Raw genomic sequence first — 18,669 nt, 5'->3', positions numbered from 1 at the left:
GCATGCGGACGAAGCCGACTTTTGGCTCGCTGCATGCGCGACGGGTTCTTACTCTCTAAAAATAGCTTGGTCGCTTGCTAATAGCTGCTCCACCCATTCTGGAGCCTGTAGACCTGTGGCAACTCGTTCGTCCTGTTTCTGCTCGGCACTCTTAATTCGTTCGAGGTTCTGGATCACTTCATCCAATCGCTCGAACGGTACGACAACAACGCCATCTTGGTCGGCCACGATCATGTCACCGGTTTCCACTTCTTGTGCGCCAATTTGGATTGGAAAACCAACCGCGCCTGGCCCCGACATGTGGGGCGATGCCGGGGTAATGCCGGTACACCAAACCGGTAAACCCACTGATACGATGCCGTTGTAGTCACGAAGCGGTCCGTCCGTTACGAACCCAGCCGCACCAGAGTTCTTCATCATTCCAATCAAACCGTCACCACCAGCAGCGCATCCGGAGTGAGCTGAAAAGGACGACACGACAATGTCGCCGGGTCGAATGAATTTTAACGACGCGAATACTGCCAAAACATCTGCAGCACCGCATTCCGCGGTCAAAGCTGGTCCCACCGCGACACATTCGAAGTCACGACCCCCTCCAAAAGGCTGAATGTTGTTGGAGAGCGCGCCACCACCAAACATCGCATCAACCACAAAGCCTGTGGGAGCATCTTTGAAGGCGGAAATCTGCGCTTCAGTCGGGCGTCTAAGGGTCTTCTTAATAGTCAGTGTTGGCGGCGCTTCGATCATGTGGCAATTCCTCTCCTGTCAGTTAGCAAGCAATCCTCACTCAGCCACGCTACTTATTGTCGACTTGCGCAATGTCATGCCGCCTCTGTTGTTAGGGCCATTCGCTGCGCCATGCACTTTTGTCTTACTCGCAGACAGAGTCTTAATCGGGTTAGGGCTCGCGTACGTCCAGTTCTAACAGTTTGCGATCGGAAAGGTAGGGAAGTCGGGACTGGGCTGAAGAGACTCTGTCAAAGTCCAAGGTGCCGTATATGACTTCCGCCTCCGCGCCGGCGCGAGCCAACTCCTGACCATCCGGTGTCGCAATGAAGCTTTGACCCAAAAACTCCAATCCACGCTCTGTGCCAGCACTGTTGGCGTAGGCTAGGAAAACTCCGTTTTCGTACGCGCGGCTAGGGATCATCCGTTTTGCAACCCATTCCCATTGCGCTCCGAGGGCCGTTGGCACCAGTATCAGCACAGCCCCACGAGAAGCTACATGCCGCACAGTTTCGGGAAACTCTGCATCGTAGCAGATTAGCGTAGCAATCCGAACGCCAAGATACGTAAACAGGGCGCACCCCTGGCCAGGCGTGAAATAATCACGCTCGAACCCGGGCGGGATCAGCAATTTGCGACTTATGCTCAATCGTTTGCCGTCTGGGCCAAAGCACTGCGCAGAATTGAATATCATTCCCCCGGCAGCCTCGGGGAAACCATAGTGGATGGCAAGGGCGTGGGATTTCGCCAATCTTGTAATCTCTTTAGCGATTTGCCCGTCGGCAGGCTCGGCACGTTTTTCGACCTCAACGCCAATATTGTAACCTGTTGCAAAGAGTTCGGGCAAAAGAAGAAGATCCGCTCCCCGTCTAGCAACCTCTGACAAAGTCGCACTGAGCCAGTCCAACCGTTGCTCTGTCGATGATAGTTCGGCAGGTGACTGCCCAACGGCGAGGTGGAACTTGGGCCCCATTTCTAGTTTTCCGTAACCAATAGTTCACGAGGGTAGTTCGTGATGTACTCAAACCCCGTGTCCGTCACGACGATTGAATCCCCTATACGACCTGCCGTTACTCCGTCGATTGAAATGCCGCCGTCGACCGCAAAAGTCATACCCGGTTGCAGAATTGTTTTGTCACCTGTTTTCAGTTCCGGTGCTTCCAGATAGGCCAACCCGATGGATCTACCTGTCCGGTAGCCGGTCTCATAGCCTCGTGAGGCGTACACTTCGTTGGCGGCTGCGGCGACGTCTTGTGCCTCAATGCCCGGGCGGATTGCAGCGATTGCGGCCTGTTGGGCGTCAATGGCCGCTTGCTGTATCTGTGCCGATTCATCATTGACCTCACCGACGTGAAACATGCGATCAAAGCCAAGTTTGTACTGCTTGAATTGCGCCATGTTGCAAAAGCAAAAGTACACCGGGTCACCGCGGCGATAGTGACGCACCGAAGCACGGCGGTGAACCATGGATGTGTCCTGACCGCTTTGCAGAATTTGGAGGTTGTGGATCATTGGTGAAACAAATCGATCCCATCCCTTTTCCGTTAGAAATGAGGCTGCGCGCCGTGTGCCCGCGTCAATCACGGCCAGTGCGCTTTCATATTCCCGGGCACCTTCTCGCAGGCTTGAATGCGCCGCGGCCATCATTTCTCCGGCGATTTGACCGGCCTCTTTCATCACTTCGATCTCAAATGGAGACTTGATCATTCGCATCGCTCCGAGAACCGATGATATGTCCTTGGTAGGCACTCCCGGATAGGTTTCGTCCAGATGGTTCCGAATAATCGCTGGAATGCTGCTGCGCTCGACCCAAATCTCCGTGGGCGCTTCTCCAATAGCTGTGGCGAGGGCGCGCGCCCACGTGCGCTGGCCTATGTCTTCCCAAATGCGCACATCTTCGACCCACGTCATAGCCCCCACCATTTCGCTTTCCATCAGTGGCGTTATAATTACGGGAGCTTCATCGGCTTTCACCACCAGCATTGTCGGGCGGCCAAATTCAATTCCCAGATACCCCCAGAACCCGGCTAGGTAAGCGATCGAACTCTCGTCCGTGAAAACCGCGCATCGGATACCCAGTTCTTTCATATTGGCCTGCAGGGTCAGCGTGCGGGTTTTGGCTTCTTCAAGCATGATGACTGTCCTCGACCGTTATTCAGATTGATTGAAGTGCTTTCGGACGATGAAAGGATTTGGCCACTGAATCAACTGTTGACCGTGACAGGCCAACCGAAAGCAGACATGGGTCGAAGCTGCTGCATAATGCTCTTTGGGCTCGACTCGGTAATACGACCGTTTTTCAGGAGACAGGTTAAGAGCGCATAGCCGACGTTCACCGCAGAATTTCAAAGTTCCGGTCGTGAACGGCTGCTTACATCAAGAGCAGACGCTGGCGAAAATTGAGGCTATGTCCGAGTCGCGGACGAAGCCGCCCTCGCCAATGAGCCAGAAAGCGAAATTTTTTAGCCAAACTATAAAGTACAATTTGTATCGTGGCAGGTGTTCCACACGAGATCAATTTGCTGAGCGTATCGCAATGACAATACTGAAACTGCTGGGCCAGATGTTGTTGTCAGTTAACGCACTGTGCAAAAAAAGTCCTCAGGATGAGCGGCCTGTCACGATCCGTGAAATACGAACGACCGCATGGAGACCGATCCAAGATCAATGGCATCGGTCATGAAGCTCAATGTGTCGCGCGTATCCGACGCCCCGGCGATGGTCAGGGCGGGCAGGTAGTGATCGACGCTCGGGTGCGCCTGAGGCAGAAGCGCCCCGAGAGCCTCCTCGTCCGCCAGCGCCGCAAAGTCGCGATCCGCGAGCCGCTCGGCGAAGAGCGTGTCGAATTCCAGCGCGAAATCGAGGGGCGGGGCGCCGGGGCGCATGGTGCGAAGGTTGTGAACCACATTGCCAGAACCAAGGATAAGAACGCCCCGGTCTCTCAGTTCCGATAGCGTCCGACCAATCTCAAGTTGATGACTGAGACCGCGCGCCATGTCGATAGAGACCTGAAAGACCGGCACGTTCGCCTCGGGGTAAAGGAACCTGAGAACGGCCCAGGCGCCGTGGTCGAGACCCCATGTGTCGTCTTCCTGCGCGCGATGGCTGGCCAGCAGCGTGACCACCTCGCGGGCGAGTGGCGGGGCACCTTTCGCGGGGTAATTCTTGGCGTAAAGCGCCTCCGGGAAGCCGTAGAAGTCGTGGATTGTGCGCGGCATCGCGGAGACATCGACCAGGGTGGTGTTCCGGGTCATCCAGTGCGCCGAGACTACAAGGATCGCTTTCGGTCGCGGCAACGCTTGCCCGAGGGTCGTCCAGGCTCTGCCGAACGGGGTATCCTCGATGACGTTCATGGGGCTTCCGTGACCAAGAAAGACGACCGGCATCCGGTCGGACGGTGCGAAGCTGTCTTTCAGATCCTGGAGACTGCGCGTTTGCATGATGGGCTCCCGTGAATGTACCGGGCCGCATGGTCGCGGCCCGGGAGCAATTGAAGGTCAGGCGAACTGCCCAAGGGCTTTGTGAAGTCCGGGCACCCGGAGGGCGAAAGCGCCGCTGCCAAGCGCGGCGATCGCCCCCTGAACCACCGCCCAGAAAAGAGGGAACTCCCAGCCGCCGCCTTCGCTGGAAAAGACCCAACCATTGCCAGCGTGCACCCATGTCGCCCCGAGAAGCACCGGGATCAGGGCGAGCGAGACAAGACGCGTTGCCACGCCGAGGATGAGCGCCATGCCACCGACGATTTCCGCGAGGATCGTCAGGTAGGCCAGGAGGCCCGGCAGTCCGAGGCTTTCAAAATAGCCAACGGTGCCGGCGATGGTGAAAACGCTGAACTTGAGCCAGCCGTGGGCCAGAAAGAGCGCGCCGCTGGAGACGCGAAGCGCAAAAGCGGCGTAATCGGAATTGGAATAAGTGGTCATGTCGAAATCCTGTCTAAGGGTAGCCGACGGGGCGGCGTGCTTGTGTCATCCATATTTACGTTTGGGTCGGCCCTCATGAAATAGCGAAGGTATTGAATGAATATCCACAAAATGTTCTTAATGGGGTATGGACCTTCTGGATCAGATCCGCGCGTTCGTTGCCACGGCTCGGACAGGCTCGTTTACCGCGGCCGCCGAACAGCTGGGAACATCGAACCGGCTGACGTCAAAATACGTGGCGGAGCTTGAAGCGCGCCTCGGCGTCCGGTTGTTTCAACGCACGACGCGGAAAGTGGGGCTGACGGCAGCGGGCGAGGATTTGCTGTCCCGTGCTCCGCTGCTCCTTGAGGATCTCGACGAGCTTCTGGCGGAGGTGTCCGAAGGATCGCGTCAGCTGACCGGCGTGTTGCGTGTCTCGGCGCCGGTGACCTTCGGTGAGATCTATGTCGCGGGTCTGCTTGGTCGCTTTGCCGAGGCCCATCCCGACATCTCTATCGACCTGAGACTGAATGACCGTTACGTCGATCTCGCCGCCGAGGGGATCGATTTGGCGTTCCGCATAGGCAGCTTCGATCTGGCATCGCTGAAGGTGCGTCGGCTCGGTGCATTTCGAAGTGTCGTCGTCGCCAGCCCTGACTATGTGGCGCGAAAGGGATGCCCGGAGATCCCGGTCGACTTGGCCCAACACGCCTGTATCGTCGATACCAACCGCCGCAATGCCCGCCGCTGGGTCTTCGAATACGAGGGAGTTGAGAGCGCGGTGGCCGTCACGAGCCGGTTTGAGGTGAACTCCGCCCGTGCGGCGATCGAGCTTGCCGCTCAGGGTTTGGGGATTGCCTACACGCCCCGCTTTGCGCTCGGCAACGAGCTTGAAGACGGCAGGCTGCTGCCTTTGCTGGGCGCGTACACCGGGACAGTCGGGGAGCTCGGCGCCGTCTATCTCGAAGGGCGCGGCTTGCCCCGAAAGGTCCGGGCCCTGATCGATTTCGTGGCGCAGGACATTCGATCAGAGGGGATCTTCTGATCCGAACCGACTGGTTGGCCTGCCCGTCCGCTCGATTTTCTCGCCCCTGTCTGCGTCCGCGTTCCTCGGTGAGCGGACCGTAAAAAAGCTGGGGCCTTGCCTTCAAAGCCCTTGTTTCATTCCGGCAGCATAAACCGGCCGAAAAACTGGGACAGTTCCTCAAACCCGTCCAGCGGGAGGATACGGGTGTATCAACCGTCTGCAGATGGGCTGCGGCGGGGCGGAAGCCGAGCCGCCTATCGCAGCAGTCATGTCACCTTGTCATACCAGTGCGTCGTGTGTACCGTGGTCTCAAACTGTTGCGAGACACACCTATGGCAGATACTAACTCAGCGGCTAAACGGTTCGACGTCGAGCCTATCACTCGGCAGAAACTGTCGGACCAAGTCTATGAGCGACTGTGGGAAATGATTGTCTCCGGCGAGTTAAAGCCTGGCGACACAATCCCGTCCGAACGAAAATTGATGGAAAGCTTCGCGGTCGGGCGTCCCGCCGTACGCGAGGCTTTGCAGGCGCTTGCGAGTAAAGGCGTGATAACCATTTCTCACGGCGAGCGCAGTCGCGTTAACGCACTCAGTGCAGACATTGCTTTTGACCAAATTGATGATGTCGCGAAGCTGCTACTGTCAGCAGAACCTTCCAATCTCGAACACCTCAAGCAGGTTAGGAAGATCTTGGAGGCCGGAACTGTGCGCGTAGCGGCAGATTGCAGGACTGCCAAGGATGTTGAGCATTTACGCGACCTTGTTGCAAAGCAGAGGGCTCAACTGAAGAGCCCAAAAGGGTTCATACAAACCGATATCGAGTTTCACACGGCCATCGCCTATACGTCTCGCAATCCTCTTTTGCAGGCTGTGACGCAAGCAATGCTGACTTGGCTTTTCGAGTATTACAAACCGCTCTTACATTGGTCTGGGCGTGAAAACACCACTCTCCTAGAGCACGACAAAATTGTTGACCATATCGAGGCCGGCGATGCGGATAAAGCTGCTGCGCTGATGCGAGAGCATTTGGATCGCTCTGACCCGCTTTATACAAACTCCGGCTAAGCGCTCGCTTCAATCGGTACCCGAAGGGGCGCCGTTTTCACTAATCTTCCTGTCACGACACTGCGGGACTCGCCAACCCGGCGAGTGCGTTTTAGTGGCTTGACATAATTAAATGATGATATACTGATCATACCAGTTGTACAGTCGGCCGTTATGAGCGGCGGCTAAAACGCGGGTCCGGACAACCGGGTTAAGGGATTGGAGCATATCAATCGGGCCCAGTCATACAGAGCGAAAGGGAGGACCAAGATGCTCAAAACCGTAACCAAGACCCTCTTTGCAGGTGTCGCAGCAACTGCGCTCATAGCAACGGCGGCGTCCGCGCAGACCACATTGCGCATACAGAACCACCAAAGCCAGACGTCACCATATGGCGTTGCGATCCAAAAGTTTGTGGAAGATGTCGCGATGATGTCGGGCGGCGATCTTCAGATTGAGATGTTCTATTCTTCGTCTGTCGTACCTTCTGCCGAAACGTTTGATGCAGCCAAGAACGGCATTCTTGATTGCGATATGACCAACGGTTCTTACCAAACCGGTAAGAACGCCGCCTTCCAGTTTGTGGCCGACACGATGGGCGGTTATGATACCCCACTTCAGTATCAGGCATGGGTCGAGCAGGGCGGCGGTCGCGAAGCGATCAACGAACTTTATGCGGCACATGGCATGACATTCGTTGGCGCGCATGTCGGAGGTCAGGAATCCCTGAACTCGACAAGCCCGTTGCGCGGCATCGAAGATCTGAAAGACTTCAAATTCCGTTCTCCTCCGGGCATGGAGTCTGACATCTTTGCGTCGCTTGGTGCGTCGCCGATTGTGATGGACTTTACGGAAGTAATTACGGCGCTTGAGTCAGGCATCATTGACGGTGCCGACGCTTCGACACTCGCCACAAACCTCAACATCGGCGTTTACGATGTCGCCAAGCACACCACCTTCCCTGGCTTTCACTCTATGTCTTCTGACCAATTGGCTTGCCGGACTGATGTTTGGGAGTCTTTGACCGATCAGCAACGCCGCATAATCGAGGTAGCCTACAAAAACGTTGCACTTGATCTGATGATCTCGACTTTGGTCTTAAATGGCGAGGCGCTTGCAAAGATGCCCGAGATGGGCGTGACGATCTACGACTGGTCCGCGGAGGATCGCGCAGCATTCCGTGCGGCCGCTCAAGGCGCGTGGCAGGAGTGGGGCGCTAAATCACCGGAAGCGACAAAGATGGTGCAAAGCCACGAAGCGTTCCTGCGCCGCATCGGCCTCGTTAAGTAATCTTCGCTAACGCACGAACGGCATTGGCGAGTTGGCTCGCCAATGCCTTCTGAAAGCGGAGTTGGCCTTAGTCTGGCCAATTGGGAGGGCACAGCTTGGTTGAACATGAAAGAACAGGTCCACTCGACAGACTCATCTGGTTGATCAGCCGGGTCACGATGTGGCTTCCCGCCTTTATTGTAGCGATTATCTTGCTGGAAGTGGTTCTGCGCTACGTGTTCGAACGCCCCACTCTATGGGTGAACGAAACATCTCTTTGGGTCGCCGGCGCCGTCTACATGTTTGCCGGGCTCTACTCGATGCAACAGCGAAGCCATATCCGGATTTTCATTCTTTACGATTTGGCCCCGCTTTGGCTGCGCCGCACCTTCGATGTCATATCGACGATTTGTATTTGCGTTTTTGCTTTTGCGTTGATTTGGGGGAGTTTTGACGAAGCGCTTGAGAAGCTTTTGAGCTGGGAGCGGTTTGGCACGAAATTTAATCCACCAATCCCCGCGACCATCAAGCCTTTGATCCTTTTGACGATGGCGCTTCTGGCACTCCAGGCGATCTCAAATCTCATCTATGACTGGAACAGGGATCAAGGCGAACGGCAATTTGTTGAAGACATTGACGATCTTCTTAATGACCTGAGTGAAGACCATCTGGATGCACGTCCTCTTGGAGGGGCCGAGGATCATGCGGACGTTTCCGCTGGGGAGGATCAAGACAAAACAAGTCGGCGGGAGACCTTTTAGATGGATATCGGAACGATTTCTCTCGTCGTTTTGGCCGGCATGCTGGTCTTGCTGGCTATCGGGATGCCGTTGGGTTTTGCATCGGGTTTTCTGGCCGTTGTTGTGATGGTAATGAAATTCGGTCCAGACTTGCTGTTTGGTAATTTCGGTGCCGGTCCCTTGAACCTATTGGGGCAACGAATCTACGGCATTACAACAAGTTATGTATTAGTGTCAGTGCCGCTCTTCATATTCATGGCTAATCTTTTGGAGCGTTCGGGCATTGCGCGCGACATGTACGATACGCTCGAAAAATGGATGAACCGTACCCGTGGCGGCATTGCCGTTGTGACCGCACTGATGGCTGTAGTCATGGCTGCCATGTCAGGCATCATCGGCGGCGAAGTGGTTCTTTTAGGCCTAATCGCACTGCCTCAAATGTTGCGCCTGGGCTACGATCAGAACCTTGCCATCGGGACGATCTGCGCGAGTGGAAGTTTGGGGACCATGATCCCCCCATCCATTGTTCTTATCTTTTACGGATTGATTACCGATACCTCGATTCACGCTCTTTTTCAGGCGGCCTTCGTTCCGGGGTTCATCCTCGCGGGCTGCTATATCGCCTACATCCTGATCCGCACAAACTTGCAGCCGGAGCTGGCGCCGCTTCCGAAACCGAGAGAAGGCGATCTGAACGGTTCGGAGAAACGCGTTCAAGGCCTAGCGTTGATCCTCATGGTGATCGGCACAGGGGCAGCGATTATGGTTCTGCGCGGACTTTACCTAAACGGTGCTGGCCTTGTTGACGAAGAAACGAACTATGTCAGCACGAGCTATTTGCTCAAGTCTGCTGCCGTGGCTGCGGGCTTGTGGGGTTTGCTGGTCTTCGGAATCGGTCTTCAAACCATCAGAGCAGCGTGGAGCAATGGCAAAGGTATGGTTGCCCCGCTCCTAATCGTATTTGTTGTGCTGGGATCAATCTACGGTGGGGTTACGGGCATTACTGAGGCCGCAGGTATTGGGTCGGTCGCTGTTCTGCTTTTGATCATCTTGCGCGGAGAGTTTTCTTGGCGATTGCTGCAAGAAGCTTCGATGCGGACGTTCAAATCCACAGGTACAATTATGTGGGTCACCATCGGCGCAACTGCGTTGGCAGGTGCGTACACATTGGCCGGTGGTCCGACCTACGTGGCGAACCTGATTGTCGGCATGGATATCTCCACTCTCAGTGTTCTGTTGATCATGATGCTGGTTTTCCTTTTCATGGGCGCTTTTATGGATTGGACCGGGATTGTCTTGCTAGTGATGCCGGTTTTCCTGCCCATCGTCCTGAAGCTGCCGCGCGACGAACTGGGCCTTTTCGGCGGTCTCGACAGCCAGTTGGCGGTACAGGTTTGGTTCGGCGTGCTCTTTTGCGTGAATATGCAGGTGAGCTTTCTGTCGCCCCCTTTCGGAGGAGCGGCCTTCTACCTTAAATCCGTTGCACCCCCTCACATTACCCTGCCGCAGATCTTCCGCAGTTTCCTGCCCTTCATCGGCATTCAGTTGCTGGTGCTGGCGCTGATCCTCTTCGTCCCGCAAATTACCACGTTGTTCCTATGACAGACCCGGTGCGTATCGAAGCTGACTATCTGATTGAAACGGCCTTTCCCGTGGAGCAGGCCGCCGAAATCATGGCGGGCGAGCAATCATCGGGCACGTTTCGTCCTGTTCCGGGAGAGACACCGGAACTGAAGGCACGTGCTGCCGCATGCGTCGAAAAGCTTGAGACGCTAGAGGCCGTTCAGGCGCCATCTCTCCCGGGATCAGCCAGCCCAGAAGGGGGTGCCCGCCAATCGGCTTTGGTGACGCTGTCTTGGCCAATTGAGAACCTTGGTCCATCTTTGCCCAACCTGATCGCGACCATCGCGGGCAATCTTTTCGAACTCAAACCGTTCTCAGGCTTGCGGCTCATGGATGTACGTCTGCCAAAGGCCTTTGCCGAAGTGTATCCAGGTCCGAAGTTTGGCGTGGAAGGTACCCGCCGTTTATCGGGTGTCGAAGGCCGGCCAATCATCGGGACGATCATCAAACCGAGCGTTGGCTTGAACGCAGAAGACACTGGCGCCCTGGTCTCCGAGCTCTGCGAAAGTGGCATCGATTTCATAAAGGACGATGAACTGCAGGCTGATGGTCCTGCTTGCCCCTTTGATGATCGTGTTCGGTCGGTCATGGCGGCTATCAATGCAGCGGCGGACAAGACCGGCAAGAAAGTGATGATGGCCTTTAACCTGACAGGCGAAATTGACGAGATGCGCCGCCGTCACGATCTGGTTCTGGCCGAAGGCGGCACCTGTGTCATGGCTAGTTTAACAGCAGTGGGTATGTCGGGCATGATTGCCCTTGGTCGCCATACAGAATTGCCGATCCACGCGCATCGCTGTGGCTGGGGCGCCTTGACCCGAGCACCATCCCTTGGCTGGGACTATCCTGCCTGGTCCAAACTCTGGCGTTTGGCTGGAGCCGACCACATGCATGTAAATGGGATCGACAACAAATTCTCTGAAAGCAACGAGAGTGTTGTAGCCTCGGCCCGATCTGTTTCTAAGCCGCTTTTTGAAGCGAAACCGATGTGCGCTGTCCCGGTATTCTCCTCAGGCCAGACTGTTCATCAGGCCGCTGCCACGTTGGCGGCGGTTGGCTCACCTGATTTTATTGTCACTGCCGGCGGTGGGATCGTCGCTCATCCGGACGGTGTCGCCGCCGGCGTCGAAGCGATGCTTGCCGCCTATGACGCGGCTTGTTCAGGGATCGCCGCTGAAGTCCATGCCAAGGATCATCCCGCCCTTGCAACCGCGCTGGAGGCGTTTTGATCGATGACGGCTCCGATGATCTCCTTCTACGGCGATGACTTCACAGGCTCTTCTGCCGTGATGGAGGTGCTCAGCTTTGCCGGTATTGAAACGATGATGTTTCTCGATTTGCCTAGCGAAGAGGTGCTGCAGAGATATCCTAACCTCAAAGCTATCGGCGTTGCCGGAATTGCGCGAACCAAGTCCGACAAATGGCTGAGGGAACACCTCCCACCAATCTTCAAAGGCTTGCAGAAACTTGGAGCACCGTTGGTGCACTACAAAGTCTGTTCGACCTTCGACAGCGCGCCAGACACTGGCTCAATTGGGGTCGCGGCTGAGGTCGGCCAAGACGTTTTTGCCCCTGGCTGGATCCCCCTTGTGGTCGGTGCCCCTGCAATTGGCCGCTACCAGGTGTTCGGAAATCTCTTTGCGGACACGGGCGGGGCAATTCACCGCTTGGATCGCCACCCAGTCATGTCACGTCATCCAGTCACCCCGATGGATGAAGCTGATCTGGGTAGGCATCTGTCCCGTCAGACATCACTCAAGACTGGCTGCGTCGACTACGTTGCGATGACCGCTGGAAGGGCCGAGGCGGGAGTGGAAAGCGCAATTAGAGCCGGCGCTGCAATCATCTCCTTGGACGCAATGGATGAGGCGACCTTAGAAATCACCGGTCGATTGATTGATCAGGGCGGCACCGGATTTGCCATCGGCTCGCAAGGTGTTGAATACGCACTTGTTGCGCATTGGCGGGCCGTTGGCTTGATCCCACGGAAAGTTCAGGTGCCGAAGCTTGCTGCTGTCGAACAACTCTTCGCCGTCTCCGGCTCATGTTCGCCCACGACCGCCGATCAAATTGTGCAAGCTGAGGCTTATGGCTTTAAGATTCTTGATTTTGACGCCTCAAGTGCGGTCGACGACAGGATGCTAAATGCCGAAATTGATCGTGCGCGCGTCTCGGTCCTAGCGCTGCTCTCCGAAGGCCGGGACGTCATTGTCACCACGGCTCGCGGCCCGGATGATCCTGCGGTTCACCGTATGCGCCAGGTAATAGAGCACCAAAATTCTAGCCCTGAATGCACAAATGCAAGTCTGGGGCGAGCGCTGGGAAACCTTGTCGCCAATGTACGAAGCACGACCGGTCTTCAACGTATTGCGGTTGGCGGCGGCGACACCTCCGGCCAAGTGCTGACAGAACTGAATGCTGATGCACTATCCGCCATTGCACCCTTGGCAGCCGGGGCGCCACTTTGCAGGCTGCATGCCAGCAACTCGCCAAAAATTGATGGGCTCGAAGTCACATTAAAAGGCGGGCAGATGGGCGCTCCCGATTTCTTCATTAAAACAAAAACCGGGGATGCCTGAGGCCGTACCCGCTTATGAAAGGATCTCAAGAATGACAAGTATAGCTCTCTTCGGCGCAGGTGGGAAAATGGGCGTGCGTCTGGCGTCTAATCTCAAGAACGCTCCATATGACTTGCTGCCTGTCGAGGTGAATCCCGAAGGCCAGGCCCGGCTTGAGGCGGAAACGGGTCTGACCTGTGTTGACCAGGGCCAGGCGTTGAGTGCAGCAGATACTGTCATTCTCGCAGTGCCAGATCGCCTGATCGGTAAGGTGTTGTCCGGGTTCATCGATGATCTTAATCCGGGGACTTCCGTAATCATGCTGGATGCGGCGGCTCCGCATGCGGATACTTTGCCTGAACGCGATGACGTGACTTACTTCGTCGCGCATCCCTGCCATCCGCCGCTTTTCAACGACGAAACTGATCCAGACGCAAAAAAAGATTACTTCGGCGGAATTGCTGCGAAGCAACATATCGTTTGCGCTTTGGCTCAAGGTCCGGAAGAGCACTATGCCAAATGCGAGGAAATCGCACGCGTATTCTACGGACCGGTGATGCGGTCTCATCGGGTCACTGTGGAGCAGATGGCGATGCTAGAGCCGGCGCTCTCAGAATCCATTGGAGCGACTTTCGCCAAGGTCCTGAAGGACGCAACTGACGAAGCCGCGCGGCGCGGCATTCCCTATCAGGCCGCAGAGGATTTCCTGCTGGGGCATCTGACAATCCTTTTAGCCGTCGCATTTGGTGTTCAGCCGGGGGGCAAACTCTCTGACGGCTGTATGAAGGCGATCGAAGAGGCCGAACCCGTAATCTTTAAAGAGGGTTGGATGGAGAACGTATTTTCTGACGAGGCCGTGAAGGCATCGGTGAAATCTATCTGTGCCTAATCGAAGTACGACAATGTATTGATTAGATACTCGCGTCGGTGGCGTGGCCAGAGGCATAGGGTTGGTGCGTCGAAGAGAATGCGTCCCGTAGCTGACTTTCACGCCGAAATTTTTGAAACTCAAGTCGCGAATGGCTGCTTCTCTCAATTGCAGAAGGTGGCGAAAATTATTGGAATGACCGAGATGCGGACAAAGCCGCCCTTTCGGGCATGACCCAGTTTTCGCAAATTCGACGCAACGCGTTTCAACCGAACGAGTAAACTTGAAGTTATCCGCTTATACGATCCAAGCTTGGGCTGACGCCATAATGGCGTTTGTAGGCCTTTGAGAAATCGGCAACAGAAGAATAACCCAAGCGGTACGATACTTCCTTTACTGTTGCGTTATGGTTGTAGAGCAAGTCGCGTGCGATCCCCATCGAAACCACGGATTTCAGACTGCGAAAGCGGCCGCCCTTCGCAGCGAGTAGCCGTTGAAGCGTGCGCGGGGACATCCTGAAAGAATGCGCCACGGCATCCAGAGAAGCATTACCTCCAAGAACATGGGACTTCAGCACATGTTCGAATGCATCGGAAGCGCACGCGTCCGGAGAAACGATAGCATCTCCATGCAATGGTAATACGACGGGAGTGGACATGGTATCGTTGCTTAGAAACACGCCGGTCAACCCCGCACCCCAATCCGTTTTGGCGTTCTCCCAGTCTTTCGGAACCTGATGCCAAGGCTTCGGATTCGTTAACCGCAAACGAGCGGGCTTCCAGTCTGGTGAGGCTGTCCGAACAAGAGCCGTAATCATTCCGATGATGTACTGCTCGACCTGCCACGGGAGCGATATTGTAAGTCGACGATTGTCGAAGTTGTACCAGGCGCCAGATGCGGTGAACTGCACTGAGTGCGCGGCATAGTTCGAATGCGACGTAATCCATTTCGCGAACTCACAAAGCAACTCGCCAACGGTTCGGGCAACAGGTAGCCGGTGCCCGTACAAGGTACCCGCTTCGATCAAATCCGTGGACGCGACATACCCTAAGTGTTCGAACCCTTCCTTTCGCGCGGCACATTCTTCAAAATCCCATAACGCCAGTTCCGAGACGAGGCCGTCGCGCACGTCCAAAACGCCCCCGGGCAAGCCGCACGCCTCCAGATGGCGCGTGACCGGCGATCCGGCGGTTTGGAGCGGTGCGGCGATGGACGCCAAAAACGGCAAAGATGCCACTGGCAAGGGCTTTGGCATTATGTGCTCTCCGCAAAATCGGCTTCGCTGCTGCTCCACCGTGCCGCGTGCCCTGTCGTTAAATCCCAACTTCTCATAGCAACACCGAGTGATAGTCTTTTTTTATATGCAAAATTTTCCAAACGGACGAGGTGTGCACATGAAAATTTTAAGAAATTTACTAGCGACCGTTGCAATTTCATTTGCGGCAGTCGCCGGCCACGCTCAGCAAGGTGCGACGCCTGATGCGCCTTTGACGCTCTTTACCAACGTCCATATCTTTGACGGCATAAATGAAGAGCGGATCGAGAATGCGAGCGTTCTTGTCGAAGGCAACATCATCAAAGAAATCTCTTCAGACGCGATTGATGCACCCGATGCCGTTGTCATCGATGGCGATGGCCGCACCCTGATGCCGGGGCTGGTCGAGAACCATGTGCACTTCAACCTCGTGAATACGATGACGACTTTGAACGATGGGCAGAGTGCGCGTTGGGATGAGATTGGTTTGATGATTACAGCAAACGCGCGCGATTTTTTGATGGATGGTTACACGACCGTCCGTGACGCGTGCGGAAGTTCGGACGCTGTCCGGCATGCCATCGATCGCGGGGACATAATTGGTCCGCGGTTCTATGCATCGGGGGCCTGCATCTCGCCAACATCGGGTCATGGCGACTGGAGAGCGCCTTCAGGTCGTTACTTGGGTGCGCCAGAAACTTCTTTAGAGAAGAAGGGCGTCATAACACTTGCGAACAATCCCGACGAGGTCCGCGAAGCTGTGCGCGAAAACCTTTCAAACGGCGCGACCCAGATCAAGCTATTCGCCGGTGGAGGGGTGTCGTCTGTTTTGGACCCACTCTGGTCACACGCTTACACACAAGAAGAACTCGAAGCTGCGGTCGAAGCAGCTGAGTTTTTCGATACCTACGTTACGGTTCACGCCTATACCGACAGGTCAATTAATGCAGCCCTAGATGCGGGGGTAAAAGGCATCGAACACGGTCAAATGGCGCAGGAAGAAACTGTGAAACGCATGGCTGAGCTGGGAACGTATTGGGCTCTGAATACCGCGGGCCTCACACCTGACTTGCTGAAGGTTCCAAACTATGCGTCGGGGCCAGTGCGGGAAAAGGTCGATTACTTCTTCGAGGAGTCGAAAAACCTCGTTGAGTACGTCAAAAAGTACAAACCCAAGATCGTGCACAACGTAGATTCCGTGTTGCTGTCAAAGCAGGCAGCCCGTGCACACCGCGACTTTGAGAAATACTACTTCGCCAGCCTGTTCGGGAATCATGCCATGCTTGTGTCGGCCACTTCGACGGCGGGTGAACTGGCTCAGATCACCAACCGGCGGAACCCATACCCCGGCAAATTTGGTGTCATCGAAGAAGGCGCCTACGCGGACATCCTCATCGTTGACGGAAACCCGCTTGAGGACATCACAGTCATTGGCGGTAATGAGAAATGGTTCGATGCAGAACCGCGCGGCGAAGGTATCGAAACTATTCGAGTGATCATGAAAGACGGTATCATCTACAAAAACACTTTGGAGAACTAAGGTTGAGGCGCAGGATTTTGTCGGTTCTGAGTGCTTCTGTGCTTGGGCTTTCGCTTGCTTCGGAGGCACAAGCACAGGAAGCAGCCGGTTCGCCGAGAGAAAGATTGGAAGCCACTGCGCAGGCTTCTATCGGTGGGCCGGGCTCTGCTCCGGCGCAGCTCGAAGAAGATCGGCTCAGGCGATTGGAAGACAGTCGCTCGCCAGTATTGGACCGATGGTTTGATCCCATTGAGGCGGCGCGAGAACGCCTCAGGAAGCGCACAGGGTTGAACCTCAGCTTTGACTATCAGGCTCTTTATCAGAAATCATCCGACAGCTTGAACGGCACCGACGAAGCCGCGTCAGGCCAATTCCGCATTTTGGGCAACTGGGACCTCCTGAACCGTGGCGGGGACAACACCGGCAGTTTGGTGTTTATCTTGGAGAACCGTCACCGCCTTGGGCAATCGATTGCGCCGTCAGGGCTTGCAAGCGAAATAGGGTACGTCGGCGCGACCGGTGTTACCTTCTCAGATACGGACACCACGCTCTCCGTTGCCTATTGGGCGCAGGCTTTGGCCGGTGGACGCGCAGGCTTTGTTGCCGGTCGGATCGATCCCGGCGACTACAGCGACATTCTCGGCTATGTGAATCCGCGTACAACGTTTTCGAACTACTCGATCCTGTTCAGCCCAGTTCTTCCAATTCCTGATCCTGGGTTCGGTATCGCGGGAGGCGGCTTTCTGACCGATCAGGTTTATGCGCTTGGTCTTGTCAGCGACGCCAACGGATCGTTAACCGATATTGACTGGTTCCCGGGCGGCTCTGAATTCTTCACCTACGGCGAAATCGGATGGACGCCTGAGCCCTCCAAGCGATACCTAACCAACGTGCATCTTGGTGTGTTTCACGTCGATGAGCGCACCGATGCAGGCGTTCCCTCAGCAAAAGGCGCGATGCTGTCGGCCAACCACACCTTTGAGAATGAACTGATGGTCTTCGGACGATTGGGCTGGTCTGACGGCACGGCACCCATCGCCAACCGCGCTGTTAATGCAGGGGTTCTATGGCGACCCGGGTTTTATGACGACCTCTTTGGCTTTGGTATCACAGTTGCCGATCGTAGCGACAACGCGTTGGACACCCAAACGACAGTGGAGGCATTTTATCGCTTCGACGTGTCCGACAACATAGCCATCACAGGTGACCTACAGCACATCAACAATCCCGGCTTTAGCGACGATGATCCTTGGATCATCGGGCTGCGCGTCCGGATAAATCTTTAACGGAAACGGCTCAGTTCCTGCATTTCCAGCGGGGCCGCTTTGGGCTCGGTGCGGTCGTTCCGTAAAATTCTGTGAACGACCGGCATGCGGACTTCTCTGCCGGTCGCCACTGCCGCGAAATCGGCCTCCACGCGACGCCTATTTCCGGAGGTTGTCGCGGCAATGCAGCGCGATTCCCCGAAAGCGGTCATTTAACGCCGCCAAATTGGGCAGTTTTGAACCGGTCATTCGTTGCACCGGTTTCGGATGTCTCACATGCGGACAAAGTTGCCCTTTGAGTTGCAAGGCAATTCCGGTATTCATTAAGTAAGAGCCATTTGCTGAGCCGCGGCAACAGGGATAGCAAACTGATGCCGCTTGGAAAAAACTTGTGATCAAGCCTTCTTCAGAACTGCTTGCTGTATCGCGCCGCTGGGCGATGGTCACCAGCCATGGTGATCAGATAGCTTTGCCCAATTTTCTGTCCAACAGCGAGTACCTTCGCTTTCTAGGATCGGCGAGTGGCGAGAATTGGTGCGGACAGGAAGTAAGAGACGCGGTTGTCGCGTATTTTCAAGATAAGCCTGATATTCTGCATATGGAGGAGCTTTTCGCGGAAGCCTTTGAAGCAGGCGACATCGGATGGGCCACCCTCATTAATAAGGTCACTTTAGTGGGCAGGTCCGAAAAACCGTTCGAATTTCGCGATACCCTTGTGTTCGCGCTGGAGCAAGGGAGCTGGAAAATCGTCAGTCGACACGGCTCTGTGCCAACGCCCAATCAAGTCATCATGGGGATGGAGCAGACGTCAATGTCTCAACTGGCCGAGGCCGCGCGTGAGAGCATGTCGTTAGGCCAAACCGAGGGACTTGCT

The 18,669-nt window shown here is 55.6% G+C and carries 17 protein-coding genes; 11 read left to right on the top strand and 6 right to left on the bottom strand.

Annotated features, from left to right (window positions below):
* Positions 1 to 48: 48 nt before the first annotated feature.
* The 5 genes from AC2FNE_RS07220 to AC2FNE_RS07200 all read right to left on the bottom strand — a co-directional run bounded on the left by AC2FNE_RS07220 (position 49) and on the right by AC2FNE_RS07200 (position 4,646).
* Positions 49 to 747 (bottom strand): RraA family protein, encoded by a 699-nt coding sequence (locus AC2FNE_RS07220; protein ID WP_170608567.1) that lies wholly within the window; start codon positions 745 to 747, stop codon positions 49 to 51.
* A 151-nt stretch (positions 748 to 898) separates the two neighbouring features.
* A complete protein-coding gene (locus AC2FNE_RS07215; protein WP_170608565.1) occupies positions 899 to 1,699 on the bottom strand; it encodes a carbon-nitrogen hydrolase family protein in 801 nt (266 codons plus the stop codon).
* Positions 1,700 to 1,701: 2 nt separating this feature from the next.
* Positions 1,702 to 2,859, bottom strand: coding sequence for a M24 family metallopeptidase (locus AC2FNE_RS07210; RefSeq protein WP_170608564.1), 1,158 nt, complete (start codon positions 2,857 to 2,859; stop codon positions 1,702 to 1,704).
* A gap of 485 nt (positions 2,860 to 3,344) precedes the next feature.
* Positions 3,345 to 4,166: a 4,5-DOPA-extradiol-dioxygenase gene (gene ygiD, locus AC2FNE_RS07205; protein WP_496805058.1), complete on the bottom strand. Its 822-nt coding sequence runs from the start codon at positions 4,164 to 4,166 to the stop codon at positions 3,345 to 3,347.
* Positions 4,167 to 4,223: 57 nt separating this feature from the next.
* On the bottom strand, positions 4,224 to 4,646 hold the full coding sequence (locus AC2FNE_RS07200) for a DoxX family protein (protein WP_496805057.1): 423 nt from the start codon (positions 4,644 to 4,646) through the stop codon (positions 4,224 to 4,226).
* Positions 4,647 to 4,773: 127 nt separating this feature from the next.
* Here AC2FNE_RS07200 and AC2FNE_RS07195 point away from each other — a divergent pair, with 127 nt between their 5' ends.
* The 8 genes from AC2FNE_RS07195 to AC2FNE_RS07160 all read left to right on the top strand — a co-directional run bounded on the left by AC2FNE_RS07195 (position 4,774) and on the right by AC2FNE_RS07160 (position 13,777).
* Positions 4,774 to 5,670: a LysR family transcriptional regulator gene (locus AC2FNE_RS07195; protein ID WP_496805056.1), complete on the top strand. Its 897-nt coding sequence runs from the start codon at positions 4,774 to 4,776 to the stop codon at positions 5,668 to 5,670.
* 314 nt (positions 5,671 to 5,984) lie between these two features.
* Complete coding sequence (gene nanR / locus AC2FNE_RS07190; protein WP_496805055.1) at positions 5,985 to 6,719, top strand: transcriptional regulator NanR; 735 nt, start codon at positions 5,985 to 5,987, stop codon at positions 6,717 to 6,719.
* A gap of 249 nt (positions 6,720 to 6,968) precedes the next feature.
* Positions 6,969 to 7,988: a TRAP transporter substrate-binding protein gene (locus tag AC2FNE_RS07185; RefSeq protein WP_496805054.1), complete on the top strand. Its 1,020-nt coding sequence runs from the start codon at positions 6,969 to 6,971 to the stop codon at positions 7,986 to 7,988.
* A 95-nt stretch (positions 7,989 to 8,083) separates the two neighbouring features.
* Positions 8,084 to 8,728 carry a TRAP transporter small permease subunit gene (locus AC2FNE_RS07180; protein WP_496805053.1) on the top strand — a complete coding sequence of 215 codons (645 nt, stop codon included), beginning with the start codon at positions 8,084 to 8,086 and terminating at the stop codon, positions 8,726 to 8,728.
* Entirely contained in the window at positions 8,729 to 10,309 is a 1,581-nt protein-coding gene (locus AC2FNE_RS07175) for a TRAP transporter large permease (protein ID WP_496805052.1), read from the top strand. It abuts the gene before it with no gap.
* A complete protein-coding gene (locus tag AC2FNE_RS07170; protein ID WP_496805051.1) occupies positions 10,306 to 11,559 on the top strand; it encodes a ribulose-bisphosphate carboxylase large subunit family protein in 1,254 nt (417 codons plus the stop codon). The genes AC2FNE_RS07175 and AC2FNE_RS07170 overlap by 4 nt, the downstream gene beginning before the upstream one ends.
* 3 nt (positions 11,560 to 11,562) lie before the next feature.
* Positions 11,563 to 12,909 (top strand): four-carbon acid sugar kinase family protein, encoded by a 1,347-nt coding sequence (locus AC2FNE_RS07165; RefSeq protein ID WP_496805050.1) that lies wholly within the window; start codon positions 11,563 to 11,565, stop codon positions 12,907 to 12,909.
* A gap of 31 nt (positions 12,910 to 12,940) precedes the next feature.
* Positions 12,941 to 13,777, top strand: a complete 837-nt coding sequence (locus AC2FNE_RS07160) for a phosphogluconate dehydrogenase C-terminal domain-containing protein (RefSeq protein WP_496805049.1) — start codon at positions 12,941 to 12,943, stop codon at positions 13,775 to 13,777.
* Between the two features lie 268 nt (positions 13,778 to 14,045).
* Here AC2FNE_RS07160 and AC2FNE_RS07155 read toward each other — a convergent pair whose 3' ends face one another.
* Entirely contained in the window at positions 14,046 to 15,011 is a 966-nt protein-coding gene (locus AC2FNE_RS07155; protein ID WP_496805048.1) for a helix-turn-helix transcriptional regulator, read from the bottom strand.
* A 139-nt stretch (positions 15,012 to 15,150) separates the two neighbouring features.
* On the opposite strand from AC2FNE_RS07155, the gene AC2FNE_RS07150 reads away from it, so the two are divergent.
* The 3 genes from AC2FNE_RS07150 to AC2FNE_RS07140 form a co-directional block, all read left to right on the top strand.
* On the top strand, positions 15,151 to 16,551 hold the full coding sequence (locus AC2FNE_RS07150; protein WP_496805047.1) for a metal-dependent hydrolase family protein: 1,401 nt from the start codon (positions 15,151 to 15,153) through the stop codon (positions 16,549 to 16,551).
* A 2-nt stretch (positions 16,552 to 16,553) separates the two neighbouring features.
* On the top strand, positions 16,554 to 17,816 hold the full coding sequence (locus AC2FNE_RS07145) for a carbohydrate porin (RefSeq protein WP_496805046.1): 1,263 nt from the start codon (positions 16,554 to 16,556) through the stop codon (positions 17,814 to 17,816).
* Positions 17,817 to 18,186: 370 nt separating this feature from the next.
* Positions 18,187 to 18,669 (top strand): nuclear transport factor 2 family protein (locus AC2FNE_RS07140; protein WP_496805045.1); only part of this gene is annotated, 483 nt, incomplete at its 3' end.

Source organism: Ruegeria sp. YKSD179 (assembly GCF_059612885.1).
This window is presented reverse-complemented; position numbering and strand designations above follow the sequence as displayed.